Source organism: Nocardioides sp. P86 (genome assembly GCF_023712465.1).
In the GTDB taxonomy this organism is placed as follows: Bacteria; Actinomycetota; Actinomycetes; order Propionibacteriales; family Nocardioidaceae; genus Nocardioides; species Nocardioides kribbensis.
This window is the reverse complement of the sequence record NZ_JAMAYE010000002.1, coordinates 297,212-312,571: the sequence shown is the minus strand read 5'-3', so window position 1 is coordinate 312,571 and position 15,360 is coordinate 297,212. Positions and strand designations below refer to the sequence as shown.

The window sequence follows — 15,360 nt, the reverse complement described above, 5'->3', positions numbered from 1 at the left end:
GCGCTCAACCACCCGCCGTCACGAGAGGACGACGACCATGACCAGCACCGAGCCCGCCCCCGCCGACACCGGGAGCACCCTCGACCCCACCACGACCACCCGCCGCGGCGGCTTGACCCGGCGCCGCGCCCTCGGCGGCGTCGCGGGGATCGGGGTGGCCCTGCCGGTGCTGGCCGCCTGCGGCGGCGAGGAGGAGACGGCCAGCGACCCCGCCGCCGACCTCCCGGCCGGCGCGAGCCTGACCCCCACCGCCGACGTGCCGGTCGGGGGTGGCGCGATCCTCTCCGAGGAGGAGGTCGTGGTCACCCAGCCGACCGAGGGGGAGTTCAAGGCCTTCTCCGCGGTGTGCACCCACCAGGGCTGCCTGGTCTCCCAGGTCTCGGCCGACGGCATCGTCTGCACCTGCCACGGCAGCGTTTTCGCCCTCGACACCGGCGAGCCCACCGACGGGCCCGCCACCGAGGCGCTGGCGGCGGTCGCGGTGACCGTGTCGGGCGACGAGGTCACGCTGGCCTGACGGCGCGCCCCGTCGCCCCGCGGGGCGCCCGCCGGCGCGGACCGTCGGTGGGCGACCGTAGGGTTGAGGCGTGCCGTCCCGATCCGCCCGACCCTCCCGCGGCCCGCTGTCCTACCGGCCCGAGCCGGGGTCGATCCCCACCCAGCCGGGGGTCTACCGGTTCCGCGACGCGGCCGGCCGGGTGATCTACGTCGGCAAGGCCAAGAACCTCCGCGCGCGGCTCTCCTCGTACTTCCAGGACATCGCCAACCTCCACCAGCGCACGGCCACGATGGTCACCACCGCCGCCGGGGTGGAGTGGACGGTGGTCAACACCGAGGTCGAGGCGCTCCAGCTGGAGTACTCCTGGATCAAGGAGTACGACCCGCGCTTCAACGTGAAGTACCGCGACGACAAGTCCTACCCCTGGCTGGCCGTCACCGTCGGCGAGGAGTACCCCCGCGTCATGGTCGGTCGCGGCGCCAAGCGGCGCGGCACGCGGTACTTCGGCCCCTACAGCCACGCCTGGGCGATCCGCGAGACCGTCGACATCCTGCTGCGGGTCTTTCCGATGCGCTCGTGCAGCAACGGCGTCTTCAAGCGCTCCGCCCAGATCGGGCGCCCCTGCCTGCTGGGCTACATCGACAAGTGCTCGGCGCCCTGCGTGGGCAAGGTCAGCGCGGAGGAGCACCGCGCGATCGTCGACGACTTCTGCGACTTCATGGGCGGGCAGACCCGGCCCTTCACGCGTCGCATCGAGAAGGAGATGTACGCCGCCTCCGACGCGATGGACTTCGAGAAGGCGGCTCGGCTGCGCGACGACCTCGGGGCGATGCAGCGGGCGCTGGAGAAGCAGGCCGTCGTGCTCGGCGACGGCGCCGACGCCGACGTGATCGCCTTCGCCGAGGACCCCCTCGAGGTCGCGGTGCAGGTCTTCTACGTGCGCGGCGGCCGGATCCGCGGCCAGCGGGGCTGGGTCGCCGACCGCGTCGACGAGGGCGGCACCGCCGAGCTGGTCGACGACTTCCTGCTCCAGCTCTACGCCGGAGCCGGCCGCGACGCGCAGGGCGACGCCATCCCGCGCGAGATCCTGGTGCCGGCGCTCCCGCCCGACCTGGCCACCTTCGAGGAGCTGCTCGGCGACCTGCGCGGCGGCAAGGTGCAGATCCGCGTGCCGCAGCGCGGCGACAAGAAGACGCTGCAGGAGACCGTGGCCAGCAACGCCCGGCAGTCGCTGGCGCTGCACAAGACCAAGCGCGCCAGCGACCTCACCACCCGCAACCGTGCGCTGGAGGAGATCCAGGACGCCCTCGACCTCGACGACGTGCCGCTGCGCATCGAGTGCTACGACGTCTCCAACCTCCAGGGCACCGAGGTGGTGGCCTCGATGGTGGTCTTCGAGGACGGCCTGAGCCGCAAGGGCGAGTACCGCCGCTTCGTCATCAAGGGCGTCGACGGCCAGAACGACGTGGCCTCGATGCACGAGGTCATCACCCGGCGCTTCCGCCGGCTGCTCGACGAGCAGGCCCGCTCCGAGGTGCGCCCCGGCGACGCGGGCGACCCCTCCAGCGGCCCGATGTTGGTCGATCCCGAGACCGGCCGTCCCCGCAAGTTCGCCTACGCCCCCGGCCTCGTCGTCGTCGACGGCGGGCCGCCCCAGGTGGCGGCCGCCCAGCGGGCCCTGGACGAGCTCGGGATCGACGACATCCCCGTCTGCGGCCTGGCCAAGCGCCTGGAGGAGGTCTGGCTGCCGGCCCAGGAGGACCCGGTCATCCTGGCCCGCTCCTCCGAGGGTCTCTACCTGCTCCAGCGGATCCGCGACGAGGCCCACCGCTTCGCCATCAACCACCACCGCTCCCGACGCTCCAAGAGCATGGTCGAGAGCGCCCTCGACGACGTGCCCGGCCTGGGGGAGGTGCGCCGCAAGACCCTGATGAAGCACTTCGGGTCCCTGAAGAAGCTGCGCGAGGCCGAGGTGGAGGAGATCGCCACCGTGCCGGGCATCGGCCCGCGCACGGCCGCGGCCATCAAGGACGCCGTGGCCGCGGCGTCCGCCAAGGGCGGCACCAAGGTCGGTGACGGGGGCGGCGGGGGCACCGCCGCGCCCGGTTCCGGCCCGACCTACAGCGTCAACACCGCCACGGGCGAGATCATCGAGGAGTCGTGATGGAGCAGGTCGGTCCCGAGCGGGGCGAGCTGGTGGTCGTCACCGGCATGACGGGGGCAGGCCGCAGCACTGCGGCCAAGGAGCTGGAGGACCTCGGCTACTTCGTCGTCGACAACCTCCCGCCGAGCCTGGTGCGCGAGGTGGTGCGCCTCGTCGACGACAGCCAGGGCCTCAGCCAGCCGATCGCGGTGGTGGTCGACGTGCGCTCGGGGTCGTTCTTCGCCTCGCTGCGGGCCAACCTCGCCCACGACTCGGTGGGCCGGCGCACCACCCTGGTCTTCCTCGAGGCCACCGACGAGGTGCTCGTGCGGCGTCAGGAGGCCGCGCGCCGCCCCCACCCGCTGCAGGGCTCGGGTCGCCTGCTCGACGGGCTCCAGCGCGAGCGCGAGGTGCTGGCCGACCTGCGCGGCGACGCCGACCTGCTCATCGACACCTCCGCGCTCAACGTCCACCAGCTCACGGCCCGGATCTCGGAGGCCTTCGGCACCCCCGACTCCACGGCGCTGCGCATCCGGGTCATCAGCTTCGGCTTCAAGTACGGCATCCCCGTCGACGCCGACTTCGTCGCCGACATGCGCTTCCTGCCCAACCCCCACTGGATCCCCGAGCTGCGTCCGGGCACGGGGCGCGACCCCGAGGTCGCGGGCTACGTCCTGTCCCGCGACGGCGCCGAGGAGTTCCTCGACGCCTACGTCCCCCTGCTCACCGGAGTGGCCGAGGGCTACCTGCGCGAGGGCAAGCGCTTCATGCGCGTGGCCATCGGGTGCACCGGTGGCAAGCACCGCAGCGTGGCGATGACCGAGGAGACCACCCGTCGCCTGGTCGAGGCCGGGCTCGACGCCACCGCGACCCACCGCGACCTGGGGCGCGAGTGACACCCCCCTCGCGCCGCGACCACGACCGCGCCCAGTCGGTGGTCGCCCTCGGTGGCGGCCACGGACTCTTCGCCTCCCTGCAGGCGCTGCGGCGCCTGGTGGGCGAGCTGGTCGTCGACGACCTCACCGCCGTGGTCACGGTCGCCGACAACGGTGGCTCCTCGGGCCGCCTGCGCGGCGAGTTCGGCGTGCTGCCCCCAGGCGACCTGCGCATGGCCCTCGCCGCGCTGTGCGGCGACGACGAGTGGGGTGCGACCTGGTCGAGGGTGCTGCAGCACCGCTACGCCGGCGACGGCGAGATGCGCGGCCACGTCACCGGCAACCTGCTCATCGTGACCCTCTGGGAGCTGCTCGGCGACCACGTGCAGGCCCTCGACTGGGTCGGTCGGCTGCTCGGCGCCTCCGGCCGCGTGCTGCCGATGGCGCTGACGCCCATGGACATCACCGCGCGCGTGCGCGGCCTCGACCCGGGCGCGCCCGACGCCCTCACCACGGTGCGCGGGCAGGTCGAGGTCGCGACCACGGCCGGCGTCATCACCGCGGTCGACCTCGACCCGCCGGCCCCCGAGGCCTGCCCGGAGGCGGTCGCCGCCGTGCGCGCCGCCGACTGGGTCGTGCTGGGCCCCGGCTCGTGGTTCACCTCCGTCATCCCGCACCTGATGGTGCCCGACCTGCGGCGGGCGCTGGTGGAGACCGAGGCCCGGGTCGTGGTCGTGCTCAACCTCGCCGAGCAGCCGGGGGAGACCGGCGGCTTCGGACCGGTGGACCACCTGGCGGTGCTCGCCGAGCACGCCCCCGACCTGCGCATCCACACCGTGCTGGCCGACGCCCGCCAGGTGGGCGACGAGCCCGGCGAGCGGGCGCTCCTCGAGCAGCAGGTGGCCGCCCACGGAGCCCGTCTCGTGGTGGGTGACGTCGCCCACGACGACGGTTCCCCACGCCACGACCCCGACCGCCTGGCGGCCTGCTTCGAGAGCGTGATGGCCGACTCCTGAGGCCTCGGGGGCCCTCGTCCCGGTGCCCGCGGTGATTGACTCGCGTGCGAGGATCGGGCCATGGCGATGACGGCACAGGTGAAGGCCGAGCTGGCCAGCACCCAGATCACCAAGACCTGCTGCCGCAAGGCCGAGGTCGCCTCGATGCTCCGCTTCGCAGGCGGTCTGCACATCGTGAGCGGGCGGATCGTCGTGGAGGCCGAGCTCGACACCGGCGCCGCGGCACGCAGGCTGCGCAAGGACATCGCGGAGGTCTACGGCCACGCCTCCGACGTGGTGATGGTGCAGGGCAACGGCATCCGCAAGGGCAGCCGCTACATCGTGCGGGTGGTGCGCGACGGCGAGTCGCTGGCCCGCCAGACCGGTCTGCTCGACCAGCGCGGACGTCCCGTGCGCGGTCTGCCCCCGGCGGTCGTCGCCGGTGGCGGCTGCGACGCCGTGGCCTCCTGGCGCGGGGCCTTCCTGGCCCACGGCTCGCTCACCGAGCCCGGGCGGTCCTCGTCGCTGGAGGTCACCTGCCCGGGGCCCGAGGCGGCGCTCGCGCTCGTCGGCGTCGCCCGCCGCCTGGGCATCCAGGCCAAGGCCCGCGAGGTGCGCGGCGTCGACCGCGTGGTGATCCGCGACGGCGACGCCATCGGGCAGCTGCTGACCCGCCTGGGCGCCCACGAGTCGCTCATGGCCTGGGAGGAGCGCCGCATGCGCCGCGAGGTGCGGGCCACCGCCAACCGCCTCGCCAACTTCGACGACGCCAACCTGCGCCGCTCGGCGCGCGCGGCCGTGGCCGCCGGTGCCCGGGTCGACCGTGCGATGGAGATCCTCGGCGACGAGGTGCCCGACCACCTCAAGATGGCCGGCACCCTGCGCCTCGAGCACAAGCAGGCCTCCTTGGAGGAGCTGGGGCAGCTCCACGAGCCGGTGCTCACCAAGGACGCCATCGCCGGGCGCATCCGGCGGCTGCTCGCGATGGCCGACAAGCGGGCCGAGGAGCTCGGCATCCCCGACACCGAGGCCTCGCTGACCCCCGACATGCTCGCCGACGAGGGCTGAGCAGCACCGTCCGTGCGCCCCCACGGTTACCGGCACGTACGACGGGACGCTCGGCGCCGCCGGGGTCGCCACCCGCTAGGGTCGACGGCGGCCGTCACGCCGTCCCGGCCGACGTGCCCGCAGAGCTGATCCACCACGCTGAACCATCCCTGATCCACCCGAGTACACCGTCCTCTCCAGAGCAGGAGCTCCACCCGTGACCGTTCGCGTAGGCATCAACGGTTTCGGCCGCATCGGCCGCAACTTCTTCCGCGCCGTCCGCGCCTCGGGCGCCGACATCGAGATCGTGGGGGTCAACGACCTCACCGACAACGCGGTGCTCGCCCACCTGCTGAAGTACGACTCGATCCTGGGCCGCCTCGACGCCGACGTCTCCAGCACCGACTCCGCGATCGTCGTCGGAGGCACCGAGATCCACGCCTTCGCCGAGCGCAACCCCGCCGACCTGAAGTGGGGCGAGATCGGTGTCGACGTCGTGGTCGAGTCGACCGGCTTCTTCACCGACGCCACCAAGGCCAAGGGCCACCTCGACGCCGGGGCCAAGAAGGTCATCATCTCGGCGCCGGCCTCCAACGAGGACATCACTGTCGTGATGGGCGTCAACCACACCGACTACGACGCCGCGCAGCACCACGTCATCTCCAACGCCTCGTGCACCACCAACTGCCTGGGCCCGATGGCCAAGGCCCTCAACGACGACCTCGGCATCGTCAAGGGTCTGATGACGACCATCCACGCCTACACCGCCGACCAGAACCTCCAGGACAACATCCACAAGGACCTGCGTCGCGCCCGCGCCGCGGCCCTCAACGTGGTGCCGACCTCGACCGGTGCGGCCAAGGCGATCGGCCTGGTGCTGCCCGAGCTCAAGGGCAAGCTCGACGGCTACGCCCTGCGCGTGCCCGTGCCCACCGGCTCGGCCACCGACCTGACCTTCGAGGCCTCGCGCGAGACCACGGTGGAGGAGGTCAACGCGATCATCGAGAAGGCCGCCGACGGCCGCTTCCTGAAGTACTCCACCGACCCGATCGTCTCCAGCGACATCGTCACCGACCCCGCGTCGTGCATCTTCGACGCCCCGCTGACCAAGGTCATCGGCAACCAGGTGAAGGTCGTCGGCTGGTACGACAACGAGTGGGGCTACTCCAACCGCCTCGTCGACCTCATCGGCTACATCGGCGAGACCCTCTGACGTGAGCGACCTCTCCTCCCTCGGTGACCTGCGGGGCAAGCGGGTCCTGGTCCGCTCCGACCTCAACGTCCCGCTCGAGGGCGACGCCGACCAGCAGCGCATCACCGACGACGGCCGCATCCGTGCCAGCGTCCCCACCATCCGCTCGCTGGCCGAGGCCGGCGCGCGGGTGGTGGTGACCGCGCACCTCGGCCGCCCGAAGGGTGCCCCCGAGCAGCGCTACTCGCTGGCCCCGGTGGCCGAGCGGCTCGGCGAGCTGCTGGGCGCCGACGTCGCCTTCGCCACCGACACCGTCGGTGAGAGCGCCCGCTCCACCGTGGCCGGGCTCGAGGACGGCGAGGTCGCCCTGCTGGAGAACGTGCGGTTCAACGCCGGCGAGACCAGCAAGGACGACGCCGAGCGGCGGGAGTTCGCCGAGCGGCTCGCCGGGCTCGCCGACGCCTTCGTCTCCGACGGGTTCGGTGTGGTGCACCGCAAGCAGGCCAGCGTCTACGACGTCGCCCAGCTGCTGCCCCACGCGATGGGTGACCTGGTCGCCACCGAGATCGACGTGCTGCGCCGGCTCACCGACACCCCGGAGCGCCCTTACGTCGTGGTGCTCGGCGGCTCCAAGGTCTCCGACAAGCTCGGGGTGATCGACAACCTGCTGGGCAAGGCCGACAAGCTCCTCATCGGCGGCGGCATGGTCTTCACCTTCCTCGCGGCCCAGGGCCACGAGGTCGGCACGAGCCTGCTGGAGCAGGACCAGCTCGACACCTGCCGGGAGTACCTCGCGCGGGCCGCGGAGTCGGGCGTGGAGATCCTCCTGCCCGGTGACATCGTGGTCGACACGACCTTCCCGACCGGCGAGGCCACCCCGCAGCCCAGGGTGGTCGCCGCCACGGCGATCCCGGCCGACTGCCTGGGCCTCGACATCGGCCCCGCCTCGGCGGCCGACTTCGCGGCGGCGCTGTCCGGGGCGCGCACCGTGTTCTGGAACGGCCCGATGGGCGTCTTCGAGGTCGCGGAGTTCTCCGACGGCACACGCGCGGTCGCCCAGGCACTGACCGAGGTCGAGGGCCTCTCGGTGGTCGGCGGGGGTGACTCCGCCGCGGCGGTGCGCACGCTCGGCTTCGACGAGTCGGCCTTCGGCCACATCTCCACCGGCGGCGGCGCGAGCCTCGAGTACCTCGAGGGCAAGACGCTCCCCGGCATCGACGTCCTGGAGGACTGAACCGTGCCCACGACACGCACCCCGCTCATGGCGGGCAACTGGAAGATGAACCTCAACCACCAGGAAGCGGTGGTCCTGGTCCAGAAGCTGGCCTGGACGCTGCAGGACAAGCGCCACGACTTCGGCGAGGTCGAGGTCGTCGTGGTGCCGCCCTTCACCGACCTGCGCTCGGTCCAGACCCTGGTCGACGGCGACCGCCTCTCCGTGCGCTACGGCGCCCAGGACGTCTCCACCCAGGACTCCGGCGCCTTCACCGGTGAGATCTCGGCCGCGATGCTGGCCAAGCTCGGCTGCTCCTACGTCGTCGTGGGGCACTCCGAGCGCCGCGAGCACCACGGCGAGACCGACGCCGTGGTCAACACCAAGGCCCACAAGGCGCACGCCGCCGGCATGGTCCCGATCGTGTGCGTGGGCGAGGGCCTCGAGGTGCGTCGCGCCGGGGAGCACGTCGCGCACACCCTCGCCCAGGTCGACGGCTCGCTCGCGGGCTTCACCGCCGAGCAGGTCGCCGGGCTGGTCGTGGCCTACGAGCCGGTCTGGGCCATCGGCACCGGCGAGGTCGCCACCCCCGAGGACGCCCAGGAGGTCTGCGGGGCGATCCGGGCCCGGGTGCGCGAGGTCCACGGCGACGCCGCGGCCGACGGTCTGCGGGTGCTCTACGGCGGCTCGGTCAAGGCCGGCAACGTCGCGGGGATCATGGCCAAGGACGACGTCGACGGCGCCCTCGTGGGCGGCGCGAGCCTGCAGGTCGATGAGTTCAGCGGCATCTGCCGCTTCTCCGACATGCCGGTCCTGTGACCCGGCTCGCGTGACGTAGGATTCCCGACTGTGGATCTAGTCTTCACCATCGTCCTGGTCATCACGAGCGCGCTGATGATCCTGCTCGTCCTGCTGCACAAGGGCCGCGGAGGCGGCATGTCCGACATGTTCGGCGGCGGCGTCTCCAGCTCGCTGGGGGGCTCGTCGGTCGCCGAGCGCAACCTCGACCGGCTGACGGTCGGCATCGGCATCATCTGGTTCGCCACCGTGATCGCCCTGGGCCTGCTGCTGGCCTACCAGGCCTGACCCCGAGAGCTGAGGAGACCGCACATGGCTGGAGCAGGGAACGCTATTCGTGGCAGCCGGGTCGGCGCCGGCCCGATGGGTGAGGCCGAGCGGGGTGAGGCGGCGCCGCGACAGGCGGTGACGTACTTCTGCTCCCACGCCCACAGCTCGGTCGTGACCTTCTCGGTCGAGGCGACGGTGCCCGACTCCTGGGACTGCCCCAAGTGCGGTCTGCCCGCCGGGCGCGACTCCGAGAACGCTCCGCCGGCGACCAAGATCGAGCCCTACAAGACCCACCTGGCCTACGTGAAGGAGCGGCGCTCCGACCAGGAGGCCGCCGACATCCTCGACGAGGCGCTCTCGCTGCTGCGCCGCCGCCGCAAGTCGGGCGACCTGATCTTCTGAGCCCGCGCCACGGGCCCACGCAGACCACGAGGCCGGCCGCTCCCGAGGGGAGCGGCCGGCCTCGCGTGCGTCGCGTGCCTCGGTCGCACGCGCCGGCTCAGACCGCGGAGGCGGCCTCGCGGTCGAGGAACCAGGTGGTCTCCTCGCGTCCGGAGACCCCGACGGCGGGGATCTGCTCCACGGCTGCGTCGCCGAGGGCCTGCGCCACGGCGCCGGCCTTGGCCTCGCCGCTCACCAGGAACCACACCGCGCGGGCACGGCGCAGGGCCGGGAAGGTGAGCGAGACCCGCTGGGGCGGCGGCTTGGGGGAGTCGGGGACGGCCACGACGTCGCGGTCCTCGACCGCGAGCGCGGCCTGGCCCGGGAAGAGCGAGGCGACGTGCCCGTCGGGGCCCATGCCGAGCATGACCACCTCGAGCTCGTCGGCGCCGTGCGCGGCGAAGGTCGCGGCGTAGGCCTCGGCGGCGGCCTCGACGTCGTCGGCGTCGGCCGTCGAGGGCATCTCGTGCACCTGCTCCTCGGGCACCCCCACCGCGTCGACGAAGGCGCGGCGTGCGGCGCCCGCGTTGCGCTCCTCGGAGTCGGGGGCCACGAAGCGCTCGTCGCCCCACCACAGCACGACCCGGGACCAGTCGACCTCGGACGCCGGCGCCAGCTGGGCCACCGCCTCGTGCACGTGCCCGGCGATGGTGCCGCCGGTCAGCACGACCTGCGGCACCCGGCCGGCCCGCTGGGCGTCGGCCAGACGGCCCAGCAGCTCGCCGGCCACGGCGGTGGCGAGGACCCGGGGGTCGTCGTGCACCTCGACCCGCGGCTCGGTGCTCACCGCAGGGCCCCGCTGACCGCGCCCAGCTCCCCGGGGCCGGTCACGTGCAGGCGCAGCACCGGGCGCCCCTTGTCGGCCAGCACGCTGCCGTCGCCGACGGCCTGGGCGGTGAGGAACTCGTGGAACGTGAAGGGACGGTCCGGCACCGCCAGGTCGGCGACGGGGTCGCCGGTGACCTGGACGTAGACGCCGGTGTCAGGTCCGCCCTTGTGGTACTGCCCGGTCGAGTGCAGGAAGCGCGGGCCCCACCCGAAGGTCACCGGCCGGCCGGTGCGCTCGGCCAGCGCGTCGCGCACGTCGGCGAGGGCGGCGTCGCGGTGGCGGTCGAGGTAGGCCTGGACCGCGACGTAGCCGTGCTCGCCGTCGAGGTGTCCCAGCAGCGCCTCCACGGCGCCCGCCACGGTCGTCGTGCCCTCGGGCAGCCAGCCCTCGCTGGCGTAGACCGACACGGGCCCGTCGACGAAGACCGGCGTGGGGGAGGCCCCCCCGCCGTCGAGCATCTCGCGGGCCGCGGCCTTGGCGCTCTCCACGTCGGGCTGGTCGAAGGGGTTGATGCCGATGACGCGTCCGGCGACGGCGGTGGCGTACTCCCACAGCAGCATCTGCGCGCCGAGACCGGCGTCGACGTGGGCGCCCCAGCCGGAGGCCGGTCGGGCGGCCTCGGCCGCCGCGGCGTCGGGACCGAAGGTCACGAGCACCTCGTCGGCGCTGGAGGGCGAGAAGTTCGGCGCCGCGACGGAGCCCACGACGACCGGGAGGATGCCCTTGCCGTCCTTGCCCGTCGACTCGGCCACGAGCTGCTCGGCCCAGTCGCCGAAGCCGGGGTACGTCGACCCCGCGTCGGCCAGCACCAGCTTGTCGGCCCCCGCGAGGTTGGCCGCACCGAGCAGCGCGCCGAGCCGCAGGCCGGGGTTGTCGACCCCGTCGGCCTCCAGCGCCGGGCGCACCGCCTCGGCCTGGTCGAGCAGCCGCGCGATGTCGGCGCCGGCCAGGCCGCTGGGCACGAGACCGAAGGCCGTGAGCGCGGAGTAGCGCCCGCCTACCTCGGGGTCGGCCAGGAACACGCGGTAGCCCGCGTCGCGCGCCGACTCCTCCAGGGGCGAGCCGGGGTCGGTCACGACCACGATCCGCGTGGCCGGGTCGATCCCGGCGTCGGCGAAGGCCTTCTCGAAGGCGCGGCGCTGGCTGTCGGTCTCCACCGTGCCGCCGGACTTCGACGACACCACGACCACGGTCTCGGCGAGCCGGTCCTCGAGCGCGGCGCGCACGAAGTCGGGGTCGGAGGAGTCCAGGACGACCAGCTCGACGCCGGCCTCGCCGCAGATGACCTCGGGGGCCAGCGAGGAGCCGCCCATGCCGCACAGCACGACCCGGGAGAGCCCGGCCTCGCGGTGCTCGACCTGGAGCGCGGCGATGTCGTCGACCAGGCCCCGCGACTCGGCGGACAGCGAGACCCAGGCGAGCCGCTTGCCGGCCTCGTCCTCGGCGGCCGGGCCCCACAGGGTCCGGTCGCGCGCAGCGATGCCGGAGGCGACCCGGTCGGTCACCAGCTGCTGCACGAGGTCGGCGTAGGCCCGCTCATCGCGGTAGCCGAAGGAGAGCGAGAAGCCCCCACCCTCGGTGGCGCTCCAGGCCGTCACTTCGCGGCCTGCTGCATCTGGCCCTTCACGGTCTCGACCAGCTCGGTCCACGACGTCTTGAACTTGTCGACGCCCTCGTGCTCGAGCACGACGAGGACGTCCTCGAAGTCGATCCCGACCGAGGCCAGCGAGGCGAAGACCTGCTCGGCCTCGGCCCTGCGGCCGCTGACCTTGTCGCCCTCGACCTCGCCGTGGTCGGCGAAGGCCTGCATGGTCTTCTCCGGCATGGTGTTGACGGTGCCGGCGACCACGAGGTCGGTGACGTAGAGGGTGTCGGGGTAGTCGGGGTTCTTGACGCCCGTGGAGGCCCACAGCGGGCGCTGCACGGTGGCGCCCGCGTCGGCCAGCTGCTTCCAGCGGTCGCTGGCGTGCACCTCCTCGAAGGCGGCGTAGGCCAGGCGCGCGTTGGCCACGGCGGCGCGGCCGCGCAGCGCGAGGGCCTCGTCGGTGCCGATGGCCTCGAGCCGCTTGTCGACCTCGCCGTCGACGCGGGAGACGAAGAACGAGGCGACCGACTGGATGCCCGACAGGTCCAGGCCCGCGTCGCGGGCCTGCTCGAGCCCGCTGAGGTAGGCGTCCATGACCTCGCGGTAGCGCTGCTCGCCGAAGATCAGGGTGACGTTGACGCTGATGCCCTGGGCGACCACGGCGGTGATGGCCGGCAGGCCCTCCTTGGTGGCGGGGATCTTGATGAGGGCGTTGGGCCTGTCGACCGCGGCCCAGAGGGCCTGGGCCGAGGCGATGGTGCCGGCGGTGTCGTTGGCGAGGTCGGGCTCCACCTCGATGGAGACCCGACCGTCGGCACCGGACTCGTCGGCCACGGGGGCGAGCACGTCGCAGGCGTTGCGGACGTCCTCGGTCGTGAGCTCGAAGATGACCTTGTCGACGTCGTGGCCCGCAGCGACGAGCCCGCGGACCTGCTCGTCGTAGCGCTCGCCGTCGGCGATCGCGCCGGCGAAGATGGTCGGGTTGGTGGTCACGCCGACCACCGAGCTCTCCTTGACCAGCTCGGCCAGGTTGCCGCTCTCGATGCGCTCGCGCGACAGGTCGTCGAGCCAGATGGACACCCCCGCGTCGGCGAGGGCCTTCAGACGATCACTCATGGGTTTCTCCCTGTGCTGGGTGGGGCCGGGCGGTGCCGGGTGGGGCCGGCTGCTGCCGGGTGGTCGGGTACGGGGTGGGCGCTCGCGCGCTCAGGAGCCCGTGACGGTGCGGAAGCTGTCGCGCGCGGCGTTGGCCACGGCCTCGCCGGTGATGCCGTACTCGTCGTAGATGCGCTGGTAGTCGGCCGAGGCGCCGTACTGGTCGATGGAGACGATGCGGCCGTGGTCGCCGACGTACTCGCGCCAGCCCTGCTTGACGCCGGCCTCGACGGAGACGCGGGCCTTGACCGTCGTGGGGATGACGGTCTCGCGGTAGGCCTCGTCCTGCTCCTCGAACCACTCCACGCAGGGCATGGAGACGACGCGGGCCTTGATGCCGTCGGCGGCGAGGAGCTCGCGCGCGGCGACCGCGACCTGGACCTCCGAGCCGGTGCCGATCAGCACGACGTCGGGCACGCCGCCCTCGGCCTCGAGCAGGACGTAGGCGCCGCGCGTCACGCCCTCGGCGCCGGCGTAGCCGTCCTCGTCGCGGGGGAAGACCGGCACGTTCTGCCGGGTCAGGGCCAGCGCGGCGGGGGTGTCGGTGCGCCCGAGGATGTGCAGCCACGCCGCCGCGGTCTCGTTGGCGTCGGCCGGGCGGACGACGTCGAGGCCCGGCATGGCCCGCAGCGCGGCCAGGTGCTCGATCGGCTGGTGGGTGGGGCCGTCCTCACCGAGACCGATGGAGTCGTGGGTCCACACGTAGGTGACGGGCAGCTTGCTCAGCGCCGCCACGCGCACCGCCCCGCGCATGTAGTCGGAGAAGGTGAGGAACGTGCCGCCGAAGACGCGGGTCAGCTTGTCGGCGGCGATGCCGTTCATGATCGCGCCCATGCCGTGCTCGCGGATGCCGAAGTGGAGCACGCGACCCTGGTGGGGGTCGGCCTTCCAGTCCTCCGTGTCGCGGCTCACGGGCAGGAAGGACGGCGCGTCCTCGATGGTGGTGTTGTTGGAGCCGGCCAGGTCGGCCGAGCCGCCCCACAGCTCGGGCATGCGCGCCGCGACGGCGTTGATGACCTTGCCGGAGGCCGAGCGGGTGGCGACGCCCTTGGCGTCGGCGGGGAAGACCGGCAGCGCCTCGGCGAGGCCCTCGGGCAGGCTGCGCGACTTCAGGCGGTGCAGCAGGGTCGCGCGCTCGGGGTGGGCCTCGGCCCAGGCGCGGTAGCGCTCGTCCCACTCCTCGCCCCACGCGGCGCCGCGCTGACGCAGGCCACGGGTGTGCTCGAGCACGTCGGCGGGCACCTCGAAGCGCTGCTCGGGGTCCCAGCCGAGCACCTTCTTGGTGGCCGCGACCTCCTCGTCGCCCAGGGCGCTGCCGTGGGCCTTCTCGGTGCCCTGGGCCGACGGGGCCGGCCAGGCGATGATCGTGTCGAGCACGATGAGCGAGGGCTTGTCGGTCACCTCGCGCGCCGCGACGACCGCGTCGTGCAGGGCCGGCACGTCCTCGGCGTACTCCGCGCCGCCGTGGGTCCAGTCGACGTTCTGCACGTGCCAGCCGTAGGCCTCGTAGCGCTTCGCGACGTCCTCGGTGAAGGCGATGTCGGTGTCGCCCTCGATCGAGATCCGGTTGCGGTCGTAGATGACCGTGAGGTTGCCGAGCTCCTGGGTGCCGGCGATCGAGGAGGCCTCGCCGCTCACGCCCTCCTGGAGGTCGCCGTCGCTGCACAGCGCGTAGACGTGGTGGTCGAAGAGGCCCTCGCCGGGGGCGGCGTCGGCGTCGAGCAGACCGTGCACGCGGCGGGCCGACATGGCCATGCCGACGGCGTTGGCGACACCCTGGCCCAGGGGCCCGGTGGTGACCTCGACGCCGGCGGTGTGGCCGAGCTCGGGGTGGCCGGGGGTCTTGGAGCCCCAGGTGCGCAGGGCCTTGAGGTCCTCGATCTCGAGGCCGAAGCCGCCGAGGAAGAGTTGGGTGTAGAGCGTGATGGAGGAGTGGCCGCAGGAGAGCACGAAGCGGTCGCGGGCGATCCACTCGGGGTCGGCCGGGTCGTGGCGCATGACCTTCTGGAAGAGCAGGTAGGCCACCGGCGCCAGGCTCATGGCGGTGCCGGGGTGGCCGTTGCCGACCTTCTGCACGGAGTCCATCGCCAGCACGCGCGCGGTGTCGACCGCCTTCGCGTCCAGCTCGGTCCAGTCGAGGGCGGGGGTAGTGCTCACAAGGGTCCTTCCGGCGGGATTCGGGGGCGCCGACACCGCGAGGAGCGGGTCGACACGTGCCTCAACAGCGAGGTCGCGCAGGCGATTCCGAGCCTACTCACCCCCGGCGGTAGACTCCTACCGGCACCAGCGCTGGTGGACCGTGGCCCGTCGGCCCTCCG

At 73.1% G+C, this 15,360-nt stretch carries 14 protein-coding genes; 10 read left to right on the top strand and 4 right to left on the bottom strand.

The features are described 5' to 3' along the window. The first annotated feature begins 37 nt into the window (after positions 1-37). From M3673_RS09055 to M3673_RS09010, 10 genes are all read left to right on the top strand, one after another. Positions 38-517, top strand: a complete 480-nt coding sequence (locus tag M3673_RS09055; protein WP_228943096.1) for a Rieske (2Fe-2S) protein — start codon at positions 38-40, stop codon at positions 515-517. A gap of 70 nt (positions 518-587) precedes the next feature. Next, entirely contained in the window at positions 588-2,663 is a 2,076-nt protein-coding gene (uvrC, locus tag M3673_RS09050; protein WP_251533094.1) for an excinuclease ABC subunit UvrC, read from the top strand. Then, entirely contained in the window at positions 2,663-3,538 is an 876-nt protein-coding gene (gene rapZ, locus M3673_RS09045; protein WP_056864332.1) for an RNase adapter RapZ, read from the top strand. The genes uvrC and rapZ overlap by 1 nt, the downstream gene beginning before the upstream one ends. Further along, entirely contained in the window at positions 3,535-4,533 is a 999-nt protein-coding gene (yvcK, locus tag M3673_RS09040) for a uridine diphosphate-N-acetylglucosamine-binding protein YvcK (RefSeq protein WP_251533092.1), read from the top strand. Before rapZ ends, yvcK begins: the two co-directional genes overlap by 4 nt. A 60-nt stretch (positions 4,534-4,593) precedes the next feature. Beyond that, a complete protein-coding gene (whiA, locus tag M3673_RS09035; protein ID WP_056864334.1) occupies positions 4,594-5,580 on the top strand; it encodes a DNA-binding protein WhiA in 987 nt (328 codons plus the stop codon). 196 nt (positions 5,581-5,776) lie between these two features. After that, the gene (gene gap, locus M3673_RS09030; RefSeq protein WP_056864335.1) at positions 5,777-6,772 is read left to right on the top strand and encodes a type I glyceraldehyde-3-phosphate dehydrogenase; all 996 of its coding nucleotides are present in this window, start codon (positions 5,777-5,779) and stop codon (positions 6,770-6,772) included. Between the two features lies 1 nt (position 6,773). Then, the gene (gene pgk, locus M3673_RS09025) at positions 6,774-7,985 is read left to right on the top strand and encodes a phosphoglycerate kinase (protein ID WP_251533091.1); all 1,212 of its coding nucleotides are present in this window, start codon (positions 6,774-6,776) and stop codon (positions 7,983-7,985) included. Between the two features lie 27 nt (positions 7,986-8,012). Beyond that, complete coding sequence (gene tpiA, locus M3673_RS09020; RefSeq protein WP_056864337.1) at positions 8,013-8,783, top strand: triose-phosphate isomerase; 771 nt, start codon at positions 8,013-8,015, stop codon at positions 8,781-8,783. A 30-nt stretch (positions 8,784-8,813) separates the two neighbouring features. After that, a complete protein-coding gene (gene secG, locus M3673_RS09015; RefSeq protein WP_056864338.1) occupies positions 8,814-9,050 on the top strand; it encodes a preprotein translocase subunit SecG in 237 nt (78 codons plus the stop codon). A gap of 24 nt (positions 9,051-9,074) precedes the next feature. Further along, positions 9,075-9,434 carry an RNA polymerase-binding protein RbpA gene (locus M3673_RS09010; protein ID WP_056864339.1) on the top strand — a complete coding sequence of 120 codons (360 nt, stop codon included), beginning with the start codon at positions 9,075-9,077 and terminating at the stop codon, positions 9,432-9,434. Positions 9,435-9,531: 97 nt separating this feature from the next. Here M3673_RS09010 and pgl read toward each other — a convergent pair whose 3' ends face one another. The 4 genes from pgl to tkt form a co-directional block, all read right to left on the bottom strand. After that, on the bottom strand, positions 9,532-10,260 hold the full coding sequence (pgl, locus tag M3673_RS09005) for a 6-phosphogluconolactonase (protein WP_193660920.1): 729 nt from the start codon (positions 10,258-10,260) through the stop codon (positions 9,532-9,534). Continuing rightward, positions 10,257-11,900, bottom strand: coding sequence for a glucose-6-phosphate isomerase (locus M3673_RS09000; RefSeq protein WP_251533089.1), 1,644 nt, complete (start codon positions 11,898-11,900; stop codon positions 10,257-10,259). Before M3673_RS09000 ends, pgl begins: the two co-directional genes overlap by 4 nt. Then, positions 11,897-13,003, bottom strand: coding sequence for a transaldolase (gene tal / locus M3673_RS08995; RefSeq protein WP_251533087.1), 1,107 nt, complete (start codon positions 13,001-13,003; stop codon positions 11,897-11,899). Before tal ends, M3673_RS09000 begins: the two co-directional genes overlap by 4 nt. Before the next feature lie 90 nt (positions 13,004-13,093). Beyond that, positions 13,094-15,199 (bottom strand): transketolase, encoded by a 2,106-nt coding sequence (gene tkt / locus M3673_RS08990; RefSeq protein ID WP_308196120.1) that lies wholly within the window; start codon positions 15,197-15,199, stop codon positions 13,094-13,096. Positions 15,200-15,360: the final 161 nt, after the last annotated feature.